Genomic DNA, 22,411 nt, shown 5'->3' with positions numbered 1-22,411 from the left:
TGGTAATGCTATGGCAAGATCAGCCCTTGACGGAACCGATCATTACACCTTGTACAAAGTAACGCTGGAGGAACGGGTAAATCGCAATAATAGGTACGGTCGCTACGATAATGACCGCATATTTAACCAGTGCGGCAATCTCAGCCTTGTTGTTCAGGGCTGCTGCCGTTGAACTGTCCATCGCTCCGCCGCCCTGAGCAGACATTTCCTGCAGAACCAGGATCTGACGCAGCACGAGCTGCAGCGGATACTTGTCGGCATCATTCAGATAAATGAGAGCCGAGAAGTAGTTGTTCCAGTTGCCGACCCCGTAGAACAGGGCCATAACCGCGATAATCGGCATGGACAGCGGCAGGATAATCTTGATGAACAGCCTCAGGTTAGTACATCCGTCAATCTGGGCAGCCTCCTGCAGTTCTTTCGGAATGGAACTCTGGAAAAAGGTTCTGGATACGATAATGTTCCAGATCGATGCAGCCGAAGGAATAACAATCGCCCACATCGTGTTAATCATCCCCAGCTCCTTAACAAGCAGGTATGTGGGCACCAGACCACCGCTGAAGAACATGGTAACCATAAACATGGCCATAAAGAAGTTTCGGCCGACAAAGTCCTTGCGGCTCAGTGCATAAGCCGCCGGAAGCGTAACAAACAAGTTGATTGCAGTACCTACGACCGTGTACACGATGGTATTCCAATATCCGAGCCAGATACTGCTGTTTTCAAACACTCGGATATAACCCTCGAATGTAATTCCTTTCGGAAGGAGCCACATTTCTCCGGATCCGACAAGCTTTGGATCACTGATCGAAGCACTTAAGATATAGATAATCGGATAGGCCACAATGGCAAAAGCGAAAAATACGTAAAAGTAGTTGAACGCCAGAAACAGTTTATCTCGTCGTGATTCTCTAACACCTGACAGCATATTGTTTGCTCCCCCCTTCTACCATAGACTGTTCTCGCTGGTCTTACGGACAATTTGATTGACGACAATCAGCATAACGGCATTGACGACGGAATTGAATAATCCAATTGCCGTGGAGAAGCTGTACTGCGCATCCACCAGACCGGCTCTGTAAACGAATGTCGCGATGACGTCAGATGATTCCATATTGAGCGGATTCTGAAGCAGGAGGATTTTTTCAAATCCAACACCGAGCAGGGTGCCGATGTTCAGAATGAGCAGAATGGTCATCGTCGGTACGATGGTAGGGATATTAATGTGACGCACACGCTGGAAACGGGTAGCCCCATCGATGACCGCAGCTTCGTGCAGCCCCGGATCGACTCCGGATAGTGCAGCCAGATAGATGATCGTTCCCCAGCCCGCACTCTGCCAGACGCCGGACAAGACATACATTGTTTTAAACCAAGCCGGGTCAGTGAGGAAGTTCGGTGCATCAAATCCAAGTGCATTGATCATCATCGTGATAATACCTGTCGATGGTGACAAGAAGGTAATAATCATACCCGCCATAACCACGACAGAAATAAAGTGAGGCGCGTACGTGATGGTCTGTGCCATCTTTTTAAAGAAGCCATTTCTGATTTCATTAAAAGCTAACGCCAGAATGATTGGAATCGGAAACCCAACGGCCAGCTCATACAAGCTGATACTTAATGTGTTCCAGATGAGATCCCAGAAATAGTAGGAATCAAAAAATCGGGTGAAATGATCGAAACCGACCCACGGGCTTCCTGAGATCCCTAGTGTAGGAATGAAGTTTTTGAACGCGATCTGTACCCCGTACATGGGGCCGTAAAAGAAGATTAAAAAGTAGAAAAATGCAGGTGCAATGAAGAGATACAATTCCCAGTTCTGAACTATTCTCTTCCCAAGACTACCCTTTTTTGTGCCATTGATTTTCTGGCCGCTGCCAGGGCTCGCGCCTGAACTGCTGTTGATGGCTGTTTTTGCATTCTCCATCGGACCACCCCTTCCTCAATCATGTGAGCTTTCCTTACCTGACGGAAGCTCATCTGTCTGGTAACGCTTACACCTACGATACCCCACGACGCGCAGCAGCGTAAATATGTCCATTTTGTTCACCTTCAAAACCGCATAGCATCAAGGGTTTTCAGCCTTTGACAATAAGAGATGACACCTGACAATGTGTCATATTTGCGCCTTGATTTACAGCTCACATCAAATCTGACCTATCGAGAACTGACATCATTTTTATCTTTTTTCATTGAAAAATTTAAGTTGGACATGACATTGAAACCGGTTTACTGCTAAATATCGAATCCATTTTGTTAAATAACATGACGTAATTCATTCTAAAGCATGACTGATCCCAATGAAGCATTTTATCCTTTTTTATCCATATGTAATTGTTTCCATCCCCTCCCTAACACAAAAAAAAGAAGCTCTCATCAGCAGATACATCCTGCCAACTAAAAGCTTCTTCAAGGGGTGGCATTTGAAGCAGACTGCCACGAACCCTTTATTTGTATTAGCGAGCTGTCGTGCGATGGTCGTCCGTCACATCTCCAAAAAATTTAATGGAGTAAAGTGCGCAAATTCCGACAATCGTATAAATCACGCGTGCACCGGCAGAGTCCTGTCCTCCGAAGATAGATGCTACCAGATCGTACTGGAACAGCCCGACCAAAAGCCAGTTAATCCCCCCGATAATAAGCAGAAGCAGCGCAATCGTGTTAAATGTTTTCACGTGTATTCCTCCCTTGCTGGAGATTTATGGATGCGTGTCTCATAGGTAATATAACCTTATGGGCATTCTACAAACCATTTTTCCCGAAGTTTATTTATTTTAGTCATAATCTTCAAAAAATTACACACATGACATAAATTTTAGCGGCTGGCGTGAATAAAATCTTCCAGATCCCGGTCTGCCTTGGATTGATTGCACTCCATACAAGCGCATACACAATTCATCGGCGTGGTATGTCCTCCTTTGGCACGAGGCAGCAAGTGATCGATCGTATCACCCCGGCCCCCACAGAAAAAACATCGGTACTGATCGCGCTCCAAAATATATCTTCGAAACCCCTTGTTCGTATACAGCCGACGAATCGTATGGCGGTTCACGACCACCGCTGCACTTTCCCGTACCAGAATTTCAGCCAGTACAGGGTCAATGTCCTGCTGCCAGCGCCGATTCCTGTCTGTGCGTCCCCGCATCCGGATCATGCCGGAACGTGTAGGCTTCAGCCGCGATGGATCATAGGGATCCGGCTGGCCGGGTATGAGGGGCGGTCTTGCTGGAGCGGACGGGCGTTTATTCAAGGCTCTGTCTGTATTTAAAATGGTATGCCTGATCACAGCATCAGGGGGCTGCTTGGCAGGCACTGCCTGCTTCAATGGGGTCTCCTTTGACGCCTGAGCTCTTGCTTTAGCCCGCTTTCGGGCCGCCCGCCGTTTCTGCGACCTCGACTTCTTGTGCCCCCCGTCCTGATGCAAGACATCTTCTTGTGCCGAATCTTCACGAAGCTCCTTGATTGCAGGCAAAGATGCGGACGTTTCAGCATTCATAGCTGCGCTTGCCTCTGACTTCTGCCTGTTCCGGCAATCCCGGCATATGCCTCTCCGTGCGCCTGAGGAAGACCTTTTTCCCGATCTTCGCCGAAAATGAGATACAGGGTGGTGAATTCCGCAGGCAGGACATCGTCTATCATTAAGGTTAGATTTTGCATCATTGATTATATCCATAGATTCCGGACACTTCCCGGCTTCCTCACCCCAGACCTGTTATGGTGACTACGTATTACCCATGTTCATTATACCGCAAACTGGAAGACGGCAACCCCTGGAAGCCGGACAGCTCTTTAAGCAGTTCCAAAAACACTTGAACCGCCTTAGTATGATAGGGTGTGGGCTGCATCAGCAAAGAGAAAGGGCGCTTTACCGGATCACCGGACAGCCTCAGCACATGCAGCGTTCCTAATTTCAGCTCTTTTTGTACAGTCCACCGGGAAAGAAGCGTGATGCCTAGGCCTGCCTCAACAGACTCCTTAATGAGCTGGGTGCTTCCGAATTCGAGGATGGATGCGGGCTGAACCCCCCGCTCAGAGAACATGCGCTCCGTCACTCGACGTGTTCCTGATCCACTCTCCCGCAAAATCCAGGTCTCCTCCATTAACACCTCTAGCCCGATTTCACTTTTCTTGTTAAATCGATCCTCAGCCGGCACGACAATCAACATCTCATCCTCAGCAAAAGCCTCAACCGCAAGCTTTTCATGTTGATACTCATCCTCGACAATGCCGATATCTGCCTCACGGTTAAGAATCATATCCGCAATCACATCTGTATTGCCGATCTTGATATTGGGACGTATCAGAGGATATCGACTCTTCAAGTTTGCAAGCAGCCGGGGAAGAACATACTCTCCGAATGTATAGCTAGAACCAATCGACAGCTCGCCCCCTGCACGGTGCAGCACATCGTCGACGAGTGTCTGCATTCGGGTATACGTACCGAGAATGATCCGGGCATGATGATAGACGATTTCGCCCGCCTGCGTAGGTCTGACGTATTTATTGGTACGATCCAGAAGCTTCGCCCCTACCGAGCGTTCCAGCGCTCGAATATATTGACTGACAGCAGGCTGGGTCATGTTCAGTTCTGCGGCTGCCTGAGTAAAACTGCCTTTATCGGCGACTTTGATGAATACTTCCAGAGCCATATCCAAATGATCCAGCCTCCTTTTGATTTAGATTATATAGGTATTCAGATTACCATAAGCAATTACTTATGATATAGATCACAACAAATTATTTTTCTTATTATTATAAAACAGATATGATATATCTACACCAACCGAACCTGCGGAGGTTATAGGCATGCAAAGAATCGTAAAACATCGTGTTCTCCAGTCCCTGTCTGCTGTGCGTCTGCGGCCGAGTTTTCGTAAACAGGCCCTGCACACAGCCGGGGGAATTCTGTTCACCGCTGTTCTGGCCCTGCTGGGGCTTATGCTTTCAGTTGTTCCGGGATTACGTATACTGGGGCCGCTGACTTGGACGATTCTTCTTGCCGCTCTTTTTCGTCAGCTGTGGGGCTATCCGGATCTTCTAAGATCTGGTATTCAGTTCTCTTCCAAAAAGCTGCTTCGATATGCCATTGTTCTGTACGGTTTAAAATTAAACATGTCCATTCTCTTCAGCCAAGGTCCCGGCCTTCTGCTTCGTGATGCTGCTGCTGTGATCTTTGCGATTGGCGTGACTCTATTTATAGCAAAACGTCTTAAAGCAGACTTCTCTTTATCTCTTCTGCTGGGCATCGGCACAGGCGTATGCGGAGCGGCAGCCATCGCGGCCGCTGCTCCGATCTTGAAAGCACGGGATGAGGATACTGCGCTTGGTGCGGGGATGATTGCTTTTGTAGGCACTTTGTTTGCCGTTATCTATACCATTCTGCTGCCACTGCTTCCCTTGAGTCCTCAAGAGTACGGGATGTGGGCGGGCATCAGCCTCCATGAGCTGGCACAGGTCGCTCTTGCGGCAGCACCAGCCGGGGAAGATGCTCTCACCGTCAGCCTTCTGGCCAAGCTGGGCCGGGTCTTCCTGCTGATTCCTTTGTGCTTCGTTCTTGTCATACTCATGCGCCGCCGGGGGGCATCAGGTTCTGGGGACACTCGTCCTGCTTTTCCCTGGTTTCTAGTCGGCTTCACCGCTCTAAGTCTGGCTGGAAGCTTTGAGATGGGCGATGAGCCTTTGCTTTCCGGACAGTTTAAGGAGTCCGCTTCAATGACCGCTTCATTTCTACTGGCTATGGCCATGGCAGGTCTTGGGCTCCAGATTCATCTGAAGACATTATCCAAAGCATGGCGCCCGCTGCTGGCCATGACCCTCTCCTCCATCCTGCTCTCACTCTTGGCATTGTGGATGGTTTAACCAGAAATAAGCTCGAAAATAAAGCAGCCTCACTCAAGTACGCCAGAGCACAGCTCACTCCCCACCCTAATCCTCTCTAGCTGCAGCCACGGTCGCCACTGCACCTGCCGCTTCTGCAGCAGCAAGGCGGCCAGCGGCCCCTCCTTCAGACAGCCAGCGGCTCATCGAATCCGCCGCCATCGGCTTGCCGAAGAAATAACCCTGCATATCATGACATCCGGTGGACAGCAGAAACTCGGCCTGTTCCCGGGTCTCTACACCCTCAGCAATAATGCCCAAATCCAGATTTCCAGCAATGGCAACCATATTCCGGATAATCGCCTGTTTGAAAAACAGACTGCTTTTCTGAATGAACGAACGGTCAATTTTTAAAGTGTGGAACGGCAAATCACCAATCCGCCCCAGGGAAGAATAGCCTGTGCCAAAGTCATCCATCGAGATCCGCACACCCATCTGCTCAAGCCTTCCCAGCTGCTCAATGGTGTCTTCCAGATTGGCCATGGCGATGGACTCTGTGATCTCCAGTTCAAGACCGGAAGGAGCCAGACGGGATGCCGTCAGCGCTTCATGAATCATATCGACCAGCAGAGCACTGTCCAATACACGGCTGGAAATATTGACCGACACCGGAACCGCAGCCAGCCCCTCCTCCTGCCACCTTACACTCTGGCTGCATACCTCCTCCAGCATCCACCGGGTAATGGGAAGAATAGAGCCGTTCTCTTCAGCAATTGGAATAAATTCACTGGGCGTCACTTTTCCAAGCTCCGGATGCTCCCATCGCAAGAGGGCCTCCATCCCGGTTAAACGATCTTTCTCCGCATCCCATTTGGGCTGGTAGAAGATGGTCAGCTCTCGTCTCGGCAATGCTTTTTGCAAATCCCGCTCCAGCCGGAGTCTCCTGGCCTGCTCCCGGGCCATGATATCATCAAAGAAGCAAAAACGGTTTTTGCCGGTTTTTTTCACATGGTACATCGCCGTATCAGCGGCTCTCATTAATACACTGCCCTCATATCCATGCTCGGGCGCCATGCTGATTCCGATGCTTGCGGTTACAGAGAGCTCATATCCTTCTACAACGACAGGCGATTGAATAGCAGTCAACAGCCGCTGTGCCACTTCTTCTGCCCGTCCTTTGTCTGCCCGGGGAATCAGCGCCAGAAATTCGTCACCGCCTAAACGGTAAATCAGCGTCTGCTGCCCTCCAGCCTGTCTAAACCGGTCAGCCACCTCCTGCAGCAGCAGATCCCCGATATCATGGCCATACATGTCATTCACAGACTTGAACCGGTCAAGATCTATAAACAGCACGGCTCCGGTCCAGCTCCGATCTAGGCGGCTGTCCATATAGCGAACCATACCGTATCGATTCGGCAGGCCTGTCAAAGAGTCATGATAGGCCATCTTCTCAAGGACGTGACGTTCAAAAAACACTGCTGCAATGGAAACGAGCAGAATAATACCTGTTGCAGCCGAAATGCCGATCCATAAAAATGAAGCATATCCGGATTCCTTAATGGCCATCACGGACTGATGATTATGGAACTGAGCTGCCTTCATGCCTGCATAATGCATGCCGGAGACGGCCAATCCCATCAGCATCGCACTGTAAAGCTTCCAGCGGCTGAACCGGACCGAATACCGGAACCCGCGGAATAAAAGCAGCGCTGCATTGGAAGCAACCAGCGCAATTAATATAGACGCGGCTACCCACCAGGGATCATAGGTAATTTCGGCATTCATCACCATCGCAGACATGCCCATGTAATGCATCACGGTTACGCCGCTGGCCAAACAAAACCCTCCAAACAGCATCCGGACCGGACCAGCTTTTAGCCGTGTCGCCAAATAAAAGGCAACGAACGAACCACCACAGCTGATAAGGGCCGAAAGCAGTGTCAAGCCTGTCTTGTATGTAATCTCCTGACCGAGGTGAAGAGCAAGCATTCCGATAAAGTGCATAGACCAGATTCCCAATCCCATGACCGTTGAGCCCCCGAGAAGCCAAAGCAGCTCGCGGACTCCGCTGGTGCGGTATACTCTGCTCGCAATATTAAGCGCAGAATAAGATGCCCACACCGAGATCAGCACAGATAAAGCGACAATCCAACCATTATAATGTGCTTGCATTATTGTATGCTCCATTTGGCACGCCCTTGTTCATAATAGATAAGACGTTATTTCATTAACACTTCTTCTGACCTAGTATAATAGAACCACAACAGAAAGAAAAGAAAAAGCCGCCGGATTCACAGGCATTTTAGCTCTGAGAAATCCGGTGGCTTTTTATACATTTTATCGGGATCTGAACATTACTTTGGAGATGTGACCATAACAATAATGCTTTTGTCCTGCGCGTAATTCCAGTCCACGAAAATATCCAGCATCCGGCGGTTGAGAATCGGCTCGAACACCTGCTGGTTATATAGATACTGCTTCTCCAGATTACGTTTAACATTTTTGAGAAGCTCTCCATGACCCAATCGTATGAATTCCTTTTCAACTGGTGCTAAAATACCTTCACGGACAAATAAAAGTGTCCGGTTATTGATTTCATATGACTGAAGCTGCTCCGGTACTTTCTGCGCCTGTTCACTGATGAGGATAATTTCTTCCTCCAGCTCTGCCTTTTTGTCGTAATCTTCTCGAAGATCCGGTACTTCCGCAAAGGGCTGCGGACAAATTACCGTAATCATCCCCGATTGGTTATGTAATGCCCAGTCATAATAGATTTCCGACGGCTGGCACCCTGTAAGACTGTGAATATAACCACTGACCTCAGGGATTACGAGCTGCATCAACTTTTCCCGCATCTGATTCACAATCATGGTATGATCCTGCTGCACCAGCATGCGTTCCGAAGACGTCAAAAAGTTCCTCAGGTACAAGGTGATATACTGTCCACCCATGGAGACAAGTACAGATTCAGGCCCTTTTCCAAAATGTTCACGCAAAAGCTTCCCCGTAAAACTTGCAATTAGCTGCTGTAACTGATGAATTGATTGATTCATGAATATTGACTCGTCCATGGTACAAGCCTTATCTAAATGAAGAAAGAGCGAATACCGAATTGTGAACGAATGCTCCTACCCCTCCTGACCTATAGCGTACTTAAAGCGGCAAACTCAGGTTGTCCGGCTTCACAGAATTTCAAACGGAGATTACCCGTTAGAATATATTGGAAATAAAAAATGACCCAACTCTCCCGTTCAGAAAGTTAGGCCATGAAAGTGACTTATATCCCGGAGAATAGATTCACTCATTTACCCTGATTATATATTCACGAGCACTTGAAAGCTTATTTGCCGTATAACAATAGTCTGCAGATCATACCGTAACGATCTGATACCTAAGTCTCCTGCAAGATGCATCAGACTTAGCCGAAATTTATTATAGCACAGATGAACAAACAAAAAAAAGGGTATATTGTCTGATTCCATCACACAATCTCGGGGCAGTCTAAATAAATATATCGGCTCTGTCGCCAGACGCGTTTGGTTCCCTGGTACCTTTGGGTAAGTTTAAATGGGCAAGTGTGTTTCTTTCAGCCTACATATATAGAAATATCCAAGGGAGATGAAAGATAGTGCAAAGAAATCACACGATTATGCAGTTTTTTGAATGGCATGTGGAGGCTGATGGCTCTCACTGGGAGCGGCTGAAGGCTGCGGCCGCAGATTTAAAAAAATCCGGGTTTGATGCTGTTTGGGTTCCTCCCGTCACGAAAGGCCAGTCCGCCGAGGACACCGGCTATGGTGTGTATGATCTATATGATCTGGGAGAGTTTGACCAAAAAGGAACCGTACGGACGAAATACGGCACCAAAGATGAACTAGTGAGTGCGATTGAAACTTGCCGGGAACAAGGCATCAACGTCTACGTCGATCTGGTCATGAATCATAAGGCCGGGGCAGATGAGACAGAACGGTTTCAGGTCATTGAGGTCGATGAGAATGACCGGACCAAAGAAATTTCAGAGCCATTCGATATTGAAGGATGGACGAAGTTTACGTTTCCGGGCCGGGGCGATCAATATTCTGATTTCAAATGGGATTTCACCCATTTCAACGGTACCGATTATGATGAGGCAGGCAAAAAAAATGGGATCTTCCGCATTGTCGGCGACCATAAATCCTGGGATGATCAGGTAGACAGCGAGTTCGGGAACTATGACTATCTCATGTTCGCCAATATCGACTACAGTCATCCCGAAGTACGCAAAGAAATGATTGAGTGGGGCAAATGGCTGCTCCATACTGTAAAATGCGGGGGATTCCGCCTCGATGCCATCAAGCACATTAACCATACGTTTATCAAGGAATTTGCAGAGGCGGTCACCCACGAGTACGGTGAGGATTTTTATATCGTGGGCGAATTCTGGAATCCCGAGCTGAAGGCCTGCCAGCATTTCCTGGATACGGTGGATTATAAAATCGATCTCTTTGATGTTTCCCTGCATTATAAGCTTCACGCTGCATCAGAAGCAGGCAGTGACTTTGACCTGAGTACGATTTTTGATGATACGCTTGTCCAATCCCATCCGATGAATGCCGTGACGTTCGTGGATAATCATGACTCTCAGCCGCAGGAGTCGCTGCAGTCCTGGGTTCAGGATTGGTTCAAGCAGAGCGCTTATGCCCTCATCCTCCTGCGCCAAGACGGTTATCCTGTTGTGTTTTACGGAGATTATTACGGAATCGGCGGGGAGCAGCCCATTCCCGGCAAAAAGGATGCGATCGATCCCCTGCTCTATGCACGCCATCATAAAGCCTATGGTCAGCAGGATGATTATTTCGACCATCCCAATACGATCGGCTGGGTACGCCGCGGCGTTCAGGATATTCCGCGTTCCGGCTGTGCCGTTGTCATCTCTAATGGAGAGGCAGGCAGCAAACGAATGAATGTAGGGGAAGAACGTGCCGGAGAAGTATGGCTCGATCTGACCAACACCCGTGAAGATCAGATCACGATCGGGGACGACGGTTTTGCGGAATTCCCGGTAAATGGAGGAAGCGTTTCGGTATGGGCTCTCCCGGAGCAGGATGTCGAGCCGTCAGGCGAATAGTGCCTGATGTTTGGAATCAGCCTCTGCCGGGTAATGTTCTTGTATCCTAATTACAAAGGAGCTGTTACACATGAGTGATCATAACGGACTTGGAGATAAAGTGAAAAGTGGAGTGAACAAAGCTAAAGGCGAAGTCAAAGACCAGATCGGCAACGCCACGGACAACCATTCCCTGCAGGCGGAAGGCAAGAAAGATAAAGCCAAGGGCGAGGCTCAGGAAAAAGTCGGCGAGTTCAAAGACAGACACTAATGATATATTGAAGCATCATGCAGTTTATGCAAAAATCCCTTTTGGCACCTCATGCCGGAAGGGATTTTTGAGTGGAAAGATAAACGTGATATGATACATGAGATAGAAGAATAATGAATAGTTAAGGGAGGCTGACATGATGTCAATTTACGATTATGAAGTAAAAACGATCCAGGGAGAGACCGGAACGCTGTCCGACTATAAGGGCAAGGTCATGCTGATCGTGAACACGGCTACCAAATGCGGCTTTGCCCCTCAGTTTGACGGTTTGGAAAAGCTTCATCAAAACTACAAAGATCAGGGACTTGCCATTCTGGGTTTTCCAAGCAGCCAGTTTATGAACCAGGAGCTCGATAAGGATGCCGATATTGCGGAAGCATGCCGGATCAATCATGGGGTCACGTTCCCACTGTATTCCAAAATCGATGTCAATGGCGACAGTGCGCATCCCCTGTATAAATATCTGGCTTCACAAGCACCCGGTGCCCTCGGTACCAAAGCGATCAAGTGGAATTTCACCAAATTTCTGGTTGATCGTGGCGGCAATGTCGTCAGCCGGTTTGCTCCTACAGACACACCTGAGAAAATTCAAAGTCATATTGAGAAGCTGCTTTAATTCATTCCATCATTCGGCAGCTTGACCGCTGTTCTGAAATCCTTCCGCTTCTTTTGTCTCCTCCGCCGTCTTGCGCTTGGTCCGCCAGGCGGCCCCCATATACAGGTCACGGATATCAAAGAGGATACGGGATACCGGCCAGGACCGGCGAAGCAGCGGAATGCGTTCCTTCGCCTGCCTGGCCACACTTTTAACCCGGATCAGACGGTTTCGCCTTTTGCTTTTTTTCATTTTATAGGCTCCTTTTCTGCGGTCAGAGGAAACCGGCTGCCGGCCCGGCTGCGGAGCAGCAGACGGCGGTTTCACAGGGATCTCAGCCGGTTCTTCATCCGCAGGATCCACGTATACCGGGTTATCCAGCGCCTCCCTGGTCTTTTCTCCTGAAGCCGCTGCCGAATGTTCAACGCGTCTCCGCTTCGTAATCCGCTCAGGCTCCTCCAGCTCGCCCGCCGCAAGCACACAGCAATCCAAATTAGACAGTTCCTCCTTAATGACTACAAAATGGTACATAATCTCGTCTGCAACATTAAAAAGGGACTGCCTGAGCTCATCCCGGTCCTGATCCTCATAAGCGGACTCCAGATAATTCGGAAAATAAAACAGCTCCATCCGCAAAAGGCGAAACTGCAGCTCCGGCGCTTCCTCCGGAATATAATGAGGGGAAAATCCTAAGGCAGCTTTCAAATCCCCGTGATAGTCTTTGGAGGCCAGATAAAACGGTGTATATTCATTAAAATAGGTCCTTACAGCCGGGTTCGCCACATGGAGGGCGGCCTGGGAATACGGAGCTACAATACATACCAGTGCTTTATGCTGGCAGACCCGATAAATTTCCCGCATCACGGCCATCAGATCATGCGCATACTCCAGGCTGCGGTTCGCCATGACAAAGGTAACGGCATTTTCCAGCAAAGGAATGGACTGTCCGAAATCATGGACGAGATCTACAGAAGCTCCCGGCTTGATATCGATCCCGGTACAGTCCGCATGCTTGTCGCTGCCGCATCCTAGATCAATTTTCAAGATGCACGCCCCCTTTCCCTACAGCATATGCCTTGGGGGACGTTTGGTTCCCGGCTATACCAGCGAACGGATAATATGATCCACTTCCTCGAAGCTGTCCGCCGTGTGTTGGGGAACATGCTGACTCTCCGGCTCAACACCACGATGGTTGAACCAGATCACCTGCCATCCTGCCGCAAGCGCACCGACGACATCGTTACGCCAGGAATCTCCGACATAAATACTATGTTCCGGGGTCGTATTCGTCACTTCGTTCACATGGGCAAAAATCCGCGGATCCGGCTTGTCCCAGCCTACACCGCCGGATACAAAGATATGCTCCGAGGGAATCATCTCCTCCAGCTTCATGGCAGTGACTTTATTCATTTGATGCTCAAGCGGACCGTTCGTGATGAGCCCGACGACATGACCAGTCTGTGTCAAATGCTGAATCAGTGCAGGGGCGCCCTCAAACATATGTATCTGGTACTGCCGTGCCAGATAATCGGCCTGCATGGACTGCGCGTCACGATCACTGAGGATGATTCCCCATTTCTCCAGCGTCAGCTGAAATCGGCGTGTTCTCAGCTTTTCCAATGCTTCTGCATACTCCGAAGTGCCGGCACCGCCCAGCTCCAGAGACAGCTGATCACTGTAATACCGCATCAGATGGTACGCTTCTTCATAGGGAAAGGAAGGATCAGGGTTCGCAACCGCCTGAACCGCTTCCCGAAAGGGAGCGAGATGATCATACAGGGTATCGTCAACATCAAAAAAAACCGCTTTGGAATGCATGCTCACAGGTTTCTCCTACTTTCCTCATTATGGTATGATTCAATCAAAATATGTCAGGGAGATGATGCCGCTATGCGTAAACATGTACAGACCAGCCACGAGAGTTCAACCGATCCGGAAGCTTCGGAAATGACGTCTCCAGCCTTCATCCCGGAGGGCAACCGGGTCAGCAACATTGACCGTTTCTCCGGGTTTCAGGATCTGTATGACCGCTATCGCCCGGAAGCCCCCGGGAAAGTCATCGATATTCTGACAGGGTATCTTGGCGCCAAGCCCCGGCTGGTCGTTGATCTCGGCTGTGGTACAGGTCTTTCCACCTTTGCCTGGAAGGAACATGCGGGGCGCATCATCGGCATGGAGCCAAATGAGGATATGCGCGGGCTCGCAGAGCAAAAGCGGCAAATGAAGCCGGACGCCGGCCATATTTCCTTTCAGTCAGGGTATTCCAATGAAACCGGCCTCCCCTCCGGCTGCACGGATATCATCACCTGCTCACAATCGTTTCACTGGATGGAGCCCTCCAGCAGCTTAAGGGAAGCAGCCCGTATCCTCAGGGAAGGCGGTATTTTCGCAGCTTATGATTGTGACTGGCCCCCTTCTCTGCATGCAGGTATTGAGCAGGCTTATCATGGACTGATTCAGCAGGCCGAGGATGTGCTGGACCAGCATGTCGAGGAGCAGGATCAGGCCCGGAAATGGAACAAAAACGAACATTTAAAAAACATACAGAAGTGCGGCCTGTTCCATTTTGCCAAAGAAATTGTATTTCATAATATGGAATCCTGTACCGCTGATCGATATGCGGGCCTTGCCATCAGCCAGGGCGGCATCCAGTCGGTGCTGCGCCTGGGGTTGAGTGATCTTGACGCTGCTATCCATGACTTCCGTCAGCAGGTTGAAGCCTATTTCGGCCTGGAAGAGAAGCAGGTGATGTTCAGCTACCGGATGCGAATCGGCATCAAGTAAGGAAGATCGTTATCCCCGGTTACGTACCGGCAGGATTTTGCGGGTCACTTGATTGGTCACTTCCGCCAGGACCAGTCCCAGCCCGATCGCTCCGGAGATCATAAAAGCCTGGGCACCCAGCGAAACGGCACGGTCGTATTCATTCATGGCGACATGCCGCAGTGCATCATATGCAAGACCGCCCGGTACCAGCGGTATAATACCGGATACACTGAATACAATGATCGGGGTTTTATAGGTTTTGGCAAAAAAGTGGCTGATAATCGTGACCCAGAACGCGGCCACAACCGTTGCCGTCACTGGCAGCACCTGCATCTGTTGAAGCCAGATGTACAGCATCCACCCGGCCATGCCGGCAAGACCGCACTGCAGCAGCGCTCTGCGCGGGGCATTAAACAGGACGCCAAATCCGGCAGATGCGGCAAAGCTGGCGATGAAGTGCTGAAGATAGGCGTTCAGGTCCATACCGGCCACACTCCTCCTCAATAAAATGTAAGCATAAATGCAATGCCGGCTCCGATGGCGAATGAGGTAATAAAGGCTTCTGCGCCTTTGGACAATCCGGAGATCAGATGCCCGGCCATCAGATCCCGGATTGCATTCGTGATCAGCAGACCTGGCACAAGCGGCATCACCGCGCTGATGATCATAATATCCAGCTCTCGGCCCAGGCCGCTTTTGACCAGTCCTACAGCGGTGATTCCGATCACCAGGGCTCCGGAGAACTCCGCAAAGAATCGCACGGGAATGACCCGCTCTAAATAGACGGAGCACATATAGCCCAGCCCGCCGGCAAGCGCTGCGGGGAATATATCATGCCAGGTGCCGTTAAACATGATCAGAAAGCAGCCGCTTACCACGGCAGACATGCATATCATGAGCCACAGCGGATAGTTGGGCTTTTGACGCTCGGCTTCCTGGAGCGCCCGGTAGGCTTCAGTCACCGTCAATTCGCCCAGATGAATGCTGCGGGAAATGGAGTTCACCCGGTCGATTTTGTACAAATTCGTAGTCCGGCTTGCGATGCGGATCAGCCGGGTCATATGCTTCGGCTCCTCTACAGAGAAAATAATCCCGGTCGGCGTCATATAACTGTGGCTGTTATGCAGGCCGAAGGCAGCTGCGATCCGGATCATCGTGTCTTCCACGCGGTAGGTTTCGGCACCGCTTTCCAGCATGATTTTTCCGGCAAGCAGACAGATTTTCATGATCTCATGCTCCCGCTTCAGCTCCGTCTCCACGCCCTCGTCCCTCCACTTCTTATGGTTCTGCTTGACCACATTATAGTATGATTGCCCAGCAGAAGCACAGGGAAACGAGAATGAGGCGTTATATTAAGAATTCTCACTTGTATATAAACAACGCTTTGAGGTATACTGCTAGAAATATCGAAATCAGGCCGATGAAGAGAATCCAACTCCGAGGCGTTCTCGTCAAGGGATCATCATACTGGTACCCGCTTGTATCGTGATGACACCCCTAAGTTTACCGGCAATCGCCCGTTACCGCGAAATCAAAGTGGATTGAACTCATGCTTCTGGCTGCGGTTCAGTCAATTTGGGTGGCACCGCGAGCGTTCAAAGCGTCCCTCGTCCCATAGTGATGAGGACGCTTTTTTTATTTCCATGATAAAGGAGCGCGGTGACCATGCTGGATATGAAGGAACTAAGAGAAAACGCGGAATTGCAGGAAGCAGTGCAGCGGACTGCAGACCGGAAGGGAATTCCTTTCAACGTAGGAGAATGGCTCGAAAGAGATGAGGATCGGCGGAATCTGCTGCAGCAGGTCGAAGGGCTGCGCCAGGACCGCAATCGGTACAGTAGCGAGATCAGTAAAGTGCTGCGAGAAGGTCAAGGCGAGCAGGCAGAGAAGCTGAAGCTGCAGGTGAAGGAAATACAAGGAGATCTGGCTGCTTATGAGGATCAGCTCAGGGAAATTGAAGAAGTGTGGCAGCAGCTGGCGATGCTGGCACCGAACATCGTCTCGCCGGATACCCCGGACGGATTCAGTGATCAGGACAATGTGGAGCTGCGCACATTTGGCGAGAAGCCTCTGTTTGGTTATACGCTTAAGGATCATGTGGAACTCGGTGAAATGCACCGGTTGGTCGATATCCCGCGCGGTGTCAAAACAGCAGGCACACGCAGCTATTACCTCACCGGACACGGGGCACTGCTCCATCGTGCCGTGCAGCAGCTTGCGCTGGATCTGCTTCTGAATAAAGGCTTTACCCTATTGGATGTACCGCTCATGGTGCGCACCGAGGCATTGAACCATACCGCCTTCTTTCCGCTCGGACAGGAACAAACCATTCAGATGGCCGAGCAGGATAAATGGCTGGTTGGAACCGCAGAGGTACCGCTTGTATCCTACTACAGCGGGGAGACGGTCGATGTGAGCCAGCCGCTGAAGCTGGCCGCTGCATCGCTCTGCTTCCGCAGCGAGGTCGGCTCGGCAGGCCGGGATGTTCGCGGTCTGTACCGTGTGCACCAGTTCGCGAAGGTAGAGCAGGTGATCATTTGCGAAGCCAATTTGGAGGTTGCAGAGACACTGCATCAGGAAATGACGGCACATGCTGAAGAACTGCTGCAGCTGCTGGAGCTGCCCTATCGTGTAGTGGCTGTCTGCGCCGGAGATATGTCGCAGAAGACATATAAGCAGTTCGACATCGAAACCTGGATGCCCAGCCGCGGTGCTTATGGCGAGACCCATTCGTCGTCGAACCTGCTCGATTTCCAGGCCCGCCGCTCCGGTATCCGCTACCGGGACCACGAGGGCCGGCTGCGGTACTGCTACACGCTGAACAACACCGCCGTGGCTTCGCCTCGCATCCTGATCCCCCTGCTTGAGAACCATCAGCAGGAGGACGGCTCCGTCCTTATTCCGGCAGCCCTGCAGCCGTATATGAACGGACTTGCACGGCTTGCAGTCAGCAGCGGCAGCTGACTTCAATGAAGCGGCTGCACCTGGCCGGAAAGCAGCGGCCAGTGGCCGCCCCTTTCAGCCTTAGGGGGGGCGCTTTTCGCAGCGGCGCCCCCAGCAATGTAGCATTTTTTGCAATAAGCCTGTTTTTCAAGCTTATCTCTGTTCAAATAGGAGCATTTATATGAATAAGCCTGAATTTCAGGCTTATTTCTCACTTCACAGCCATTTTTCGGCTTTTGGTAACGTTTTCAGCTAACTTAAGACTGATTTTCAAGCTTAAACTGTACTTAGCAAGAAAAACGAGAGAAATAAGCTTGGTTTTCAAGCTTATTTCTCTCGCCTCTATTTGCGATTTGCGATCTGAAGTACAATTCACCGCACAGCAGAGCAATCATCACAATTACATAAAAACATCTTTATACCATACTCCTGCTAAGAAAAGAATGCCAAACAAGCATACCAGGGCATATAAAGATGCAGCTACAATCAGACACATCCATAGTATCTTTTTAACGATAGTGTTAATGCCCCCTCACATCCTTCTGCTAATTAAACCACCCAGCTACTCTACTTCTCCCAGATTAATGTCATCTCCTGCAGCAGCTCTTTCCAGGTCTGCTCTTGGGTGAGCATGACTTTTTCTACATCAAAGTGTCCGTAATACACAGCGTCCACACTTTTGCTCTCCGGCACCTGGAATGTCAGTGGACCGATTCGTTCATCTTTTTGCAAAAAATTGCTGGTCGGCGAGTTCCCTATGGTTTGCACATAATTCATCAAGGTTATATTTTTTATCTCACCGTTAATTTCAACCTCGATCGGATGGGTCATATGTATTCCTGCATGACTTTTTCCGTAATAATTAGAAATGAGCTTGCCATCTTTCTGCTGTTCGATCACAATCAAATCCTCCGAATAAGGAATCAGTTTTTCAAAATAAAATACATACATAAATACCGCAGTACACAGCAGCGCCGTCAAGAACACCGATCCCGCAACAAGTAACACTTTTTTGCGATTCCATTTTTGATTGATCTTCTCAAACACCTTCACATCACGTTCAACCGGTACAGACATCGTCTGAGACATCTGCTCGTACTCTTTTTGGCAGGCCCTGCAGGTTTGTAAATGCTGGTTCACCAGCTTCTTAGTATCTTCACTGACCACCTGATCCACATACAGCGGCAGCAGATCTTGAATCACGGCACAACTAGCTTTTTCCATCTGTTCTCTCCTCCATATACGCTGCGATTTTCTTCTTTGCACGGTAAAAGGTCACTCTCGCCCACCCGTCACTTTTCCCAAACAATTGACCGATTTTTGCAAAAGACAGCTCCCCAAATGTTCGAAGTGAAAACACTTCTTTATAGGGCTCTTCCATGTCATGCAAATAACGATGAATCAGGAAAGCCTCTTCTTCATTCATGAGCTGCTCCACCATATGTACATCCAGGACGGAATCCTCCATCTGATCCATCTCATCATGGACGTGACGCTGCTGCTGTTTGTAATGGGTGAAGTAGGTATGTTTTGCGATAGTAAACAGCCATGCCCGGATATCTTTTTTGCCGTCAAACTGGCCAATGGACTTCAGCGCTTTGAAAAAAGTTTCTTGTGTGATCTCTTCCGCAATATGTTCACTCTGCGTCAATGTTCTTGTATACAAAAACACATCATGAAAATACGTTCGATAGATGTCCTCAACGTCCATATCTTCCCCCCTTCACCTCAATAACTCGTGAACTGCGAAAACGTTACAGGAATTTTTCAAATTCAACTTATTTATTGTATCTGAACATGTTCAGCATCGAATTAGCAAGTTATTACCTGCTCAGCAATGCAGATGGTCTTGCCTCCATGCCAAAAAGCCCATGCCGCTTCCGATGGCAGCCTGGGCTTATCAACTTCATTTTTAATTAGGAATACTATTAGCGCAAGCGTGTCACGCCACTTCAAAAATATAGCGCTGTATCGCTTTGGCCACACCCGCATTATTGTTGGTTTCGGTCACGGCATCGGCTGCTGCTTTTAATTCATCATCCCCGTTCCCCATCGCCACCCCGAGCCCCGCGGCTTTGATCAGCCGGTAATCATTCAGGTTATCTCCGATCGCCATCACTTCATCCATTCCGATGCCAAGGCGGGTGCATATGGTACGTACGCCGGATTCCTTGGAAATGCCCTTCGGGGAAATCTCCATATTGATTGCCGCCGAACGCGATATTTCTATCGTATCGCTTTCGGCCGCCAGCCGCCGCAGCTCCTCGATCACGTCGTTGTCCTTATGATACATTCCAAACTTCATCCAGCTTCTTCCGAACATCTCTTCGGTCCAGTCGGCTTTACCCGTCAGGCTCTCCTCACAGTAGCCCCAGAAGTGGGCATCCGCTTGGTGCGCTATGCTGTGCAGCCTGCGGATTTCGTCAGCATCCAGATAGTGCCGTTCGACCAGCTCATCCTTGCCTCCCCAAACCTCCGCTCCATTCAAAAGGACCATCGGTCCAACAAGCGGAATCTCGGATAAAATGCCTGTTACCGTCTGCATACCCCGGCCAGTAGAAAACATCACGGTCACCCCTGCATCCACCGCTTTTAGAATCCATTCCCGATTCTCGGCAGGTACCTTGCCTTCGTCATTCAGTACCGTTCCATCCAAATCCAGTGCGAGTAATTTAATCTTCTTCATGAATGCTGTACACCTCACCTTTTATATAATGATTTGATTATCTCCCCATCATCTCACCGGGAGCCGTTATCTTGGCACGATCCAGCCACGGCAGAGTTAAACGGAATGCCCGCACCTCCTGAAACGTGAGCTTCAGCTGATCTTTCACAATCGAGGAGAGCCTGCGGCTGTAGTAAAAACCTGCCGGTATACCCAGCCTGCGCATAATATACTTCATCCGACGGATATGAAAAGAGTTCGAGATAAGCACACAGCTCTTGTACCCGTGCCTTTCCATCAGCACCCTGCAGTTGACGACATTATGCACAGTGTTTCTCGACCAGTCCTCGATTAGCACCGCTTCCGGGGGAATGTGTTGTGCCAGCAGATAGTCACGCATAATCTCGGCTTCGGAACGATCCCAGGTGACAGCGCCGCCCGACACAATAATGGCGCGATATGTTTTCTTTCTGTACAGCCGGATGGCCGTATCCAGCCTCTCCTTCAGCAAGGGATGAATCTCGCCCCGGTCACAGCGATAACCCAGCACGATCAGAACATCTGCGCTATCTTCATTCCGGCGTGCCGTATGCATCCAGATCATATACAGCAGTGGACCGAGGAGTATCAAAGAAAGTCCGGTTATAAAGATATTCAGCAAACCTCGTCGTCCTTTCTTGGTTTATCCATTTGATAAATCGAATATTGACTCATTTTAAAACCCTGCTCGAACGTGGTACACTAGCGTTGAAACCAGCCGGTCCTAACCGACCTTTTGCGCTCGTACTAAGACCATTGTAAAAGTCCAATATCCGAGGTTGATCCAATATGACGCGTGAACGAACACCAAGCAGCAAAATGATGAAATCTGCCAATCAGCAAAAAGTGCTTCATCTCATTTTTTCGGAAGGGCCGATCTCACGCGTGGAACTCGCCGAGAAATCCGGTCTCACCCAGCAGACGGTCACCAACATTGTGAACCGGCTGCTCCAGGACGATATCGTCAAGGAAGGTGAACCTGCAGAGAGCCCTGTAGGACGAAAACGGGTACCTTTAACCGTAAACGCCTCTTCCCTCTACGCTATTGGTATCGAAGTCGCCGGAAAATACATTCGCGGTGCCCTTCATAATTTCCATTATCATCGCCTTGGACGGGCAGAGCGCCGAATTCAGAAGCTCCAGGACGGCAGCCATGCCCTGGAACTGATTCAGTCCGTCATTGATGAGCTGTTAGAACAGGCACCGGACCCAGAACGGTTGAAAGGAATCGGGCTCAGTGTACAGGGACTCGTGGATTCCGGTCAGGGGGTGGTTCTTCGTCCTCCTGGCTTAGGCTGGACGCCGCTATCTCTTCGCAAGCCGTTGGAGAGCCGCTACGGTCTTCCCGTGTATACAGAAAATGATGTCAATCTGCTCTCTCTGTATGAGAATATGAACGGCTGCCTGGCCGGCTCTTCCAACAACATCACACTCAAATTCGACTGGGGTATCGGTGGTGCCATTATGGCGGATAACCGCCTGATTACAGGCAGTACCTTCGTCGCCGGGGAGTTCGGCCATTACAAATCCTTTTCCGGTGAGGATTTGTATACATGCCACTGCGGAGCTGCAGGTTGTCTGACCACCCTGGCTTCGATCAGCGGATTGAGTTCAAACCTCGGTATGAGCCTTGAAGCTTTTGAAGCCGACTGTTTCAGCGAGGATCCTAGTTACCGGGAGATCTTCAACAAGGTGCAGGATGCCATCCGGCTTGCAGTCGGAAATTTGATCACGTTCCTCAATCCGGACCATGTGATGATTACGGGGCGTTACATGGAGGCTTTTTCCGATACGCTGGTGCCGGATCTATTCTCATCCATTCCGTCTCTGGTTCCTGAAACCTGCCGAAATGTGAACCTCATTCATCTGCGTGAGATGCCGGAGGAGACGGAGCTGGCTGTGGGTCTGGTCATTAAGCATATGTTCGACCCTGTACTTCAGGTCCGGCTTCATTCCTAGTGTCACAGTAAACAGCATGGCTGGCTGACTGGCTGGGCTGACCAGATGAAAATCGATACAGCCAGCCATGCTCGCTTCAAGGCAAGGCGTGCCGGGACTCGCGCAGCCCATATCCCCTCCGGCCCCTTATGGTCATAAAACGAATATGACACCCCTATAATCAAATGATTTGATTATATGTATTATAAGGAAAAAGTTTCTGCCCTGGCAATATCTTTTTTCGGTCTTCACCGTGTACAATGGTTAGGGAATGGTTAGATAATGCTT

23 protein-coding genes are annotated in these 22,411 nt (G+C 49.8%); 7 read left to right on the top strand and 16 right to left on the bottom strand.

The genetic code is table 11. The features are described from left to right. Window positions 1–19 precede the first annotated feature (19 nt). From HII30_RS01400 to HII30_RS01375, 6 genes are all read right to left on the bottom strand, one after another. Window positions 20–928, bottom strand: a complete 909-nt coding sequence (locus HII30_RS01400; protein ID WP_169503130.1) for a carbohydrate ABC transporter permease — start codon at window positions 926–928, stop codon at window positions 20–22. Window positions 929–946: 18 nt separating this feature from the next. Further along, window positions 947–1,930 carry an ABC transporter permease gene (locus tag HII30_RS01395; protein WP_169503129.1) on the bottom strand — a complete coding sequence of 328 codons (984 nt, stop codon included), beginning with the start codon at window positions 1,928–1,930 and terminating at the stop codon, window positions 947–949. Between the two features lie 529 nt (window positions 1,931–2,459). Beyond that, window positions 2,460–2,678, bottom strand: coding sequence for a DUF378 domain-containing protein (locus HII30_RS01390; protein WP_169503128.1), 219 nt, complete (start codon window positions 2,676–2,678; stop codon window positions 2,460–2,462). A 140-nt stretch (window positions 2,679–2,818) separates the two neighbouring features. After that, window positions 2,819–3,499, bottom strand: coding sequence for an HNH endonuclease (locus tag HII30_RS01385; protein ID WP_169503127.1), 681 nt, complete (start codon window positions 3,497–3,499; stop codon window positions 2,819–2,821). Then, window positions 3,496–3,642: a hypothetical protein gene (locus HII30_RS01380; RefSeq protein ID WP_169503126.1), complete on the bottom strand. Its 147-nt coding sequence runs from the start codon at window positions 3,640–3,642 to the stop codon at window positions 3,496–3,498. The genes HII30_RS01385 and HII30_RS01380 overlap by 4 nt, the downstream gene beginning before the upstream one ends. Before the next feature lie 89 nt (window positions 3,643–3,731). Continuing rightward, window positions 3,732–4,658, bottom strand: a complete 927-nt coding sequence (locus HII30_RS01375) for a LysR family transcriptional regulator (RefSeq protein WP_169503125.1) — start codon at window positions 4,656–4,658, stop codon at window positions 3,732–3,734. Window positions 4,659–4,809: 151 nt separating this feature from the next. Here HII30_RS01375 and HII30_RS01370 point away from each other — a divergent pair, with 151 nt between their 5' ends. Continuing rightward, window positions 4,810–5,862, top strand: a complete 1,053-nt coding sequence (locus HII30_RS01370) for a YeiH family protein (protein ID WP_169503124.1) — start codon at window positions 4,810–4,812, stop codon at window positions 5,860–5,862. Window positions 5,863–5,928: 66 nt separating this feature from the next. Here the strand turns inward: HII30_RS01370 and HII30_RS01365 are convergent, their stop codons facing one another. Both HII30_RS01365 and HII30_RS01360 read right to left on the bottom strand, forming a co-directional pair. After that, window positions 5,929–7,992: a putative bifunctional diguanylate cyclase/phosphodiesterase gene (locus HII30_RS01365; RefSeq protein ID WP_169503123.1), complete on the bottom strand. Its 2,064-nt coding sequence runs from the start codon at window positions 7,990–7,992 to the stop codon at window positions 5,929–5,931. Window positions 7,993–8,174: 182 nt separating this feature from the next. After that, window positions 8,175–8,873, bottom strand: a complete 699-nt coding sequence (locus tag HII30_RS01360; protein ID WP_169503122.1) for a Na-translocating system protein MpsC family protein — start codon at window positions 8,871–8,873, stop codon at window positions 8,175–8,177. Between the two features lie 575 nt (window positions 8,874–9,448). Here HII30_RS01360 and HII30_RS01355 point away from each other — a divergent pair. The 3 genes from HII30_RS01355 (at window position 9,449) to HII30_RS01345 (ending at window position 11,793) form a co-directional block, all read left to right on the top strand. Continuing rightward, on the top strand, window positions 9,449–10,927 hold the full coding sequence (locus HII30_RS01355) for an alpha-amylase (RefSeq protein WP_169503121.1): 1,479 nt from the start codon (window positions 9,449–9,451) through the stop codon (window positions 10,925–10,927). 70 nt (window positions 10,928–10,997) lie between these two features. Further along, window positions 10,998–11,177 (top strand): CsbD family protein, encoded by a 180-nt coding sequence (locus tag HII30_RS01350; protein WP_169503120.1) that lies wholly within the window; start codon window positions 10,998–11,000, stop codon window positions 11,175–11,177. Window positions 11,178–11,316: 139 nt separating this feature from the next. Further along, complete coding sequence (locus HII30_RS01345; RefSeq protein ID WP_169503119.1) at window positions 11,317–11,793, top strand: glutathione peroxidase; 477 nt, start codon at window positions 11,317–11,319, stop codon at window positions 11,791–11,793. A gap of 9 nt (window positions 11,794–11,802) precedes the next feature. On the opposite strand, the gene HII30_RS01340 is transcribed toward HII30_RS01345, so the two are convergent. Then, window positions 11,803–12,816 (bottom strand): methyltransferase domain-containing protein, encoded by a 1,014-nt coding sequence (locus HII30_RS01340; protein ID WP_169503118.1) that lies wholly within the window; start codon window positions 12,814–12,816, stop codon window positions 11,803–11,805. A gap of 54 nt (window positions 12,817–12,870) precedes the next feature. Next, a complete protein-coding gene (locus tag HII30_RS01335; RefSeq protein ID WP_169503117.1) occupies window positions 12,871–13,590 on the bottom strand; it encodes an HAD family hydrolase in 720 nt (239 codons plus the stop codon). Between the two features lie 129 nt (window positions 13,591–13,719). On the opposite strand from HII30_RS01335, the gene HII30_RS01330 reads away from it, so the two are divergent. Continuing rightward, complete coding sequence (locus HII30_RS01330; protein ID WP_211184377.1) at window positions 13,720–14,556, top strand: class I SAM-dependent methyltransferase; 837 nt, start codon at window positions 13,720–13,722, stop codon at window positions 14,554–14,556. A 9-nt stretch (window positions 14,557–14,565) separates the two neighbouring features. Here HII30_RS01330 and HII30_RS01325 read toward each other — a convergent pair whose 3' ends face one another. Together HII30_RS01325 and HII30_RS01320 are read right to left on the bottom strand one after the other, a co-directional pair. Then, complete coding sequence (locus HII30_RS01325; protein ID WP_169503115.1) at window positions 14,566–15,021, bottom strand: threonine/serine exporter family protein; 456 nt, start codon at window positions 15,019–15,021, stop codon at window positions 14,566–14,568. 17 nt (window positions 15,022–15,038) lie between these two features. Further along, window positions 15,039–15,797: a threonine/serine exporter family protein gene (locus HII30_RS01320; RefSeq protein ID WP_343045034.1), complete on the bottom strand. Its 759-nt coding sequence runs from the start codon at window positions 15,795–15,797 to the stop codon at window positions 15,039–15,041. Between the two features lie 406 nt (window positions 15,798–16,203). Here HII30_RS01320 and serS point away from each other — a divergent pair, with 406 nt between their 5' ends. Next, on the top strand, window positions 16,204–17,502 hold the full coding sequence (gene serS / locus HII30_RS01315; protein ID WP_169503114.1) for a serine--tRNA ligase: 1,299 nt from the start codon (window positions 16,204–16,206) through the stop codon (window positions 17,500–17,502). A 546-nt stretch (window positions 17,503–18,048) separates the two neighbouring features. Here the strand turns inward: serS and HII30_RS01310 are convergent. From HII30_RS01310 to HII30_RS01295, 4 genes are all read right to left on the bottom strand, one after another. After that, on the bottom strand, window positions 18,049–18,705 hold the full coding sequence (locus tag HII30_RS01310; protein ID WP_169503113.1) for an anti-sigma factor family protein: 657 nt from the start codon (window positions 18,703–18,705) through the stop codon (window positions 18,049–18,051). After that, window positions 18,692–19,192 (bottom strand): RNA polymerase sigma factor, encoded by a 501-nt coding sequence (locus HII30_RS01305; RefSeq protein WP_169503112.1) that lies wholly within the window; start codon window positions 19,190–19,192, stop codon window positions 18,692–18,694. The genes HII30_RS01310 and HII30_RS01305 overlap by 14 nt, the downstream gene beginning before the upstream one ends. 231 nt (window positions 19,193–19,423) lie before the next feature. Then, window positions 19,424–20,167 (bottom strand): Cof-type HAD-IIB family hydrolase, encoded by a 744-nt coding sequence (locus tag HII30_RS01300; protein WP_169503111.1) that lies wholly within the window; start codon window positions 20,165–20,167, stop codon window positions 19,424–19,426. Window positions 20,168–20,204: 37 nt separating this feature from the next. Beyond that, window positions 20,205–20,807 carry a YdcF family protein gene (locus HII30_RS01295; RefSeq protein WP_169503110.1) on the bottom strand — a complete coding sequence of 201 codons (603 nt, stop codon included), beginning with the start codon at window positions 20,805–20,807 and terminating at the stop codon, window positions 20,205–20,207. Window positions 20,808–20,974: 167 nt separating this feature from the next. On the opposite strand from HII30_RS01295, the gene HII30_RS01290 reads away from it, so the two are divergent. Beyond that, window positions 20,975–22,144: an ROK family transcriptional regulator gene (locus HII30_RS01290; protein WP_169503109.1), complete on the top strand. Its 1,170-nt coding sequence runs from the start codon at window positions 20,975–20,977 to the stop codon at window positions 22,142–22,144. Window positions 22,145–22,411 lie beyond the last annotated feature (267 nt).

The sequence above is a fragment of the Paenibacillus lemnae genome (assembly GCF_012933385.1).
GTDB lineage: Bacteria > Bacillota > Bacilli > Paenibacillales > Paenibacillaceae > Paenibacillus_AQ > Paenibacillus_AQ lemnae.
The sequence above is the reverse complement of the archived record's forward strand: the minus strand, read 5'-3'. Positions and strand labels throughout refer to the sequence as shown.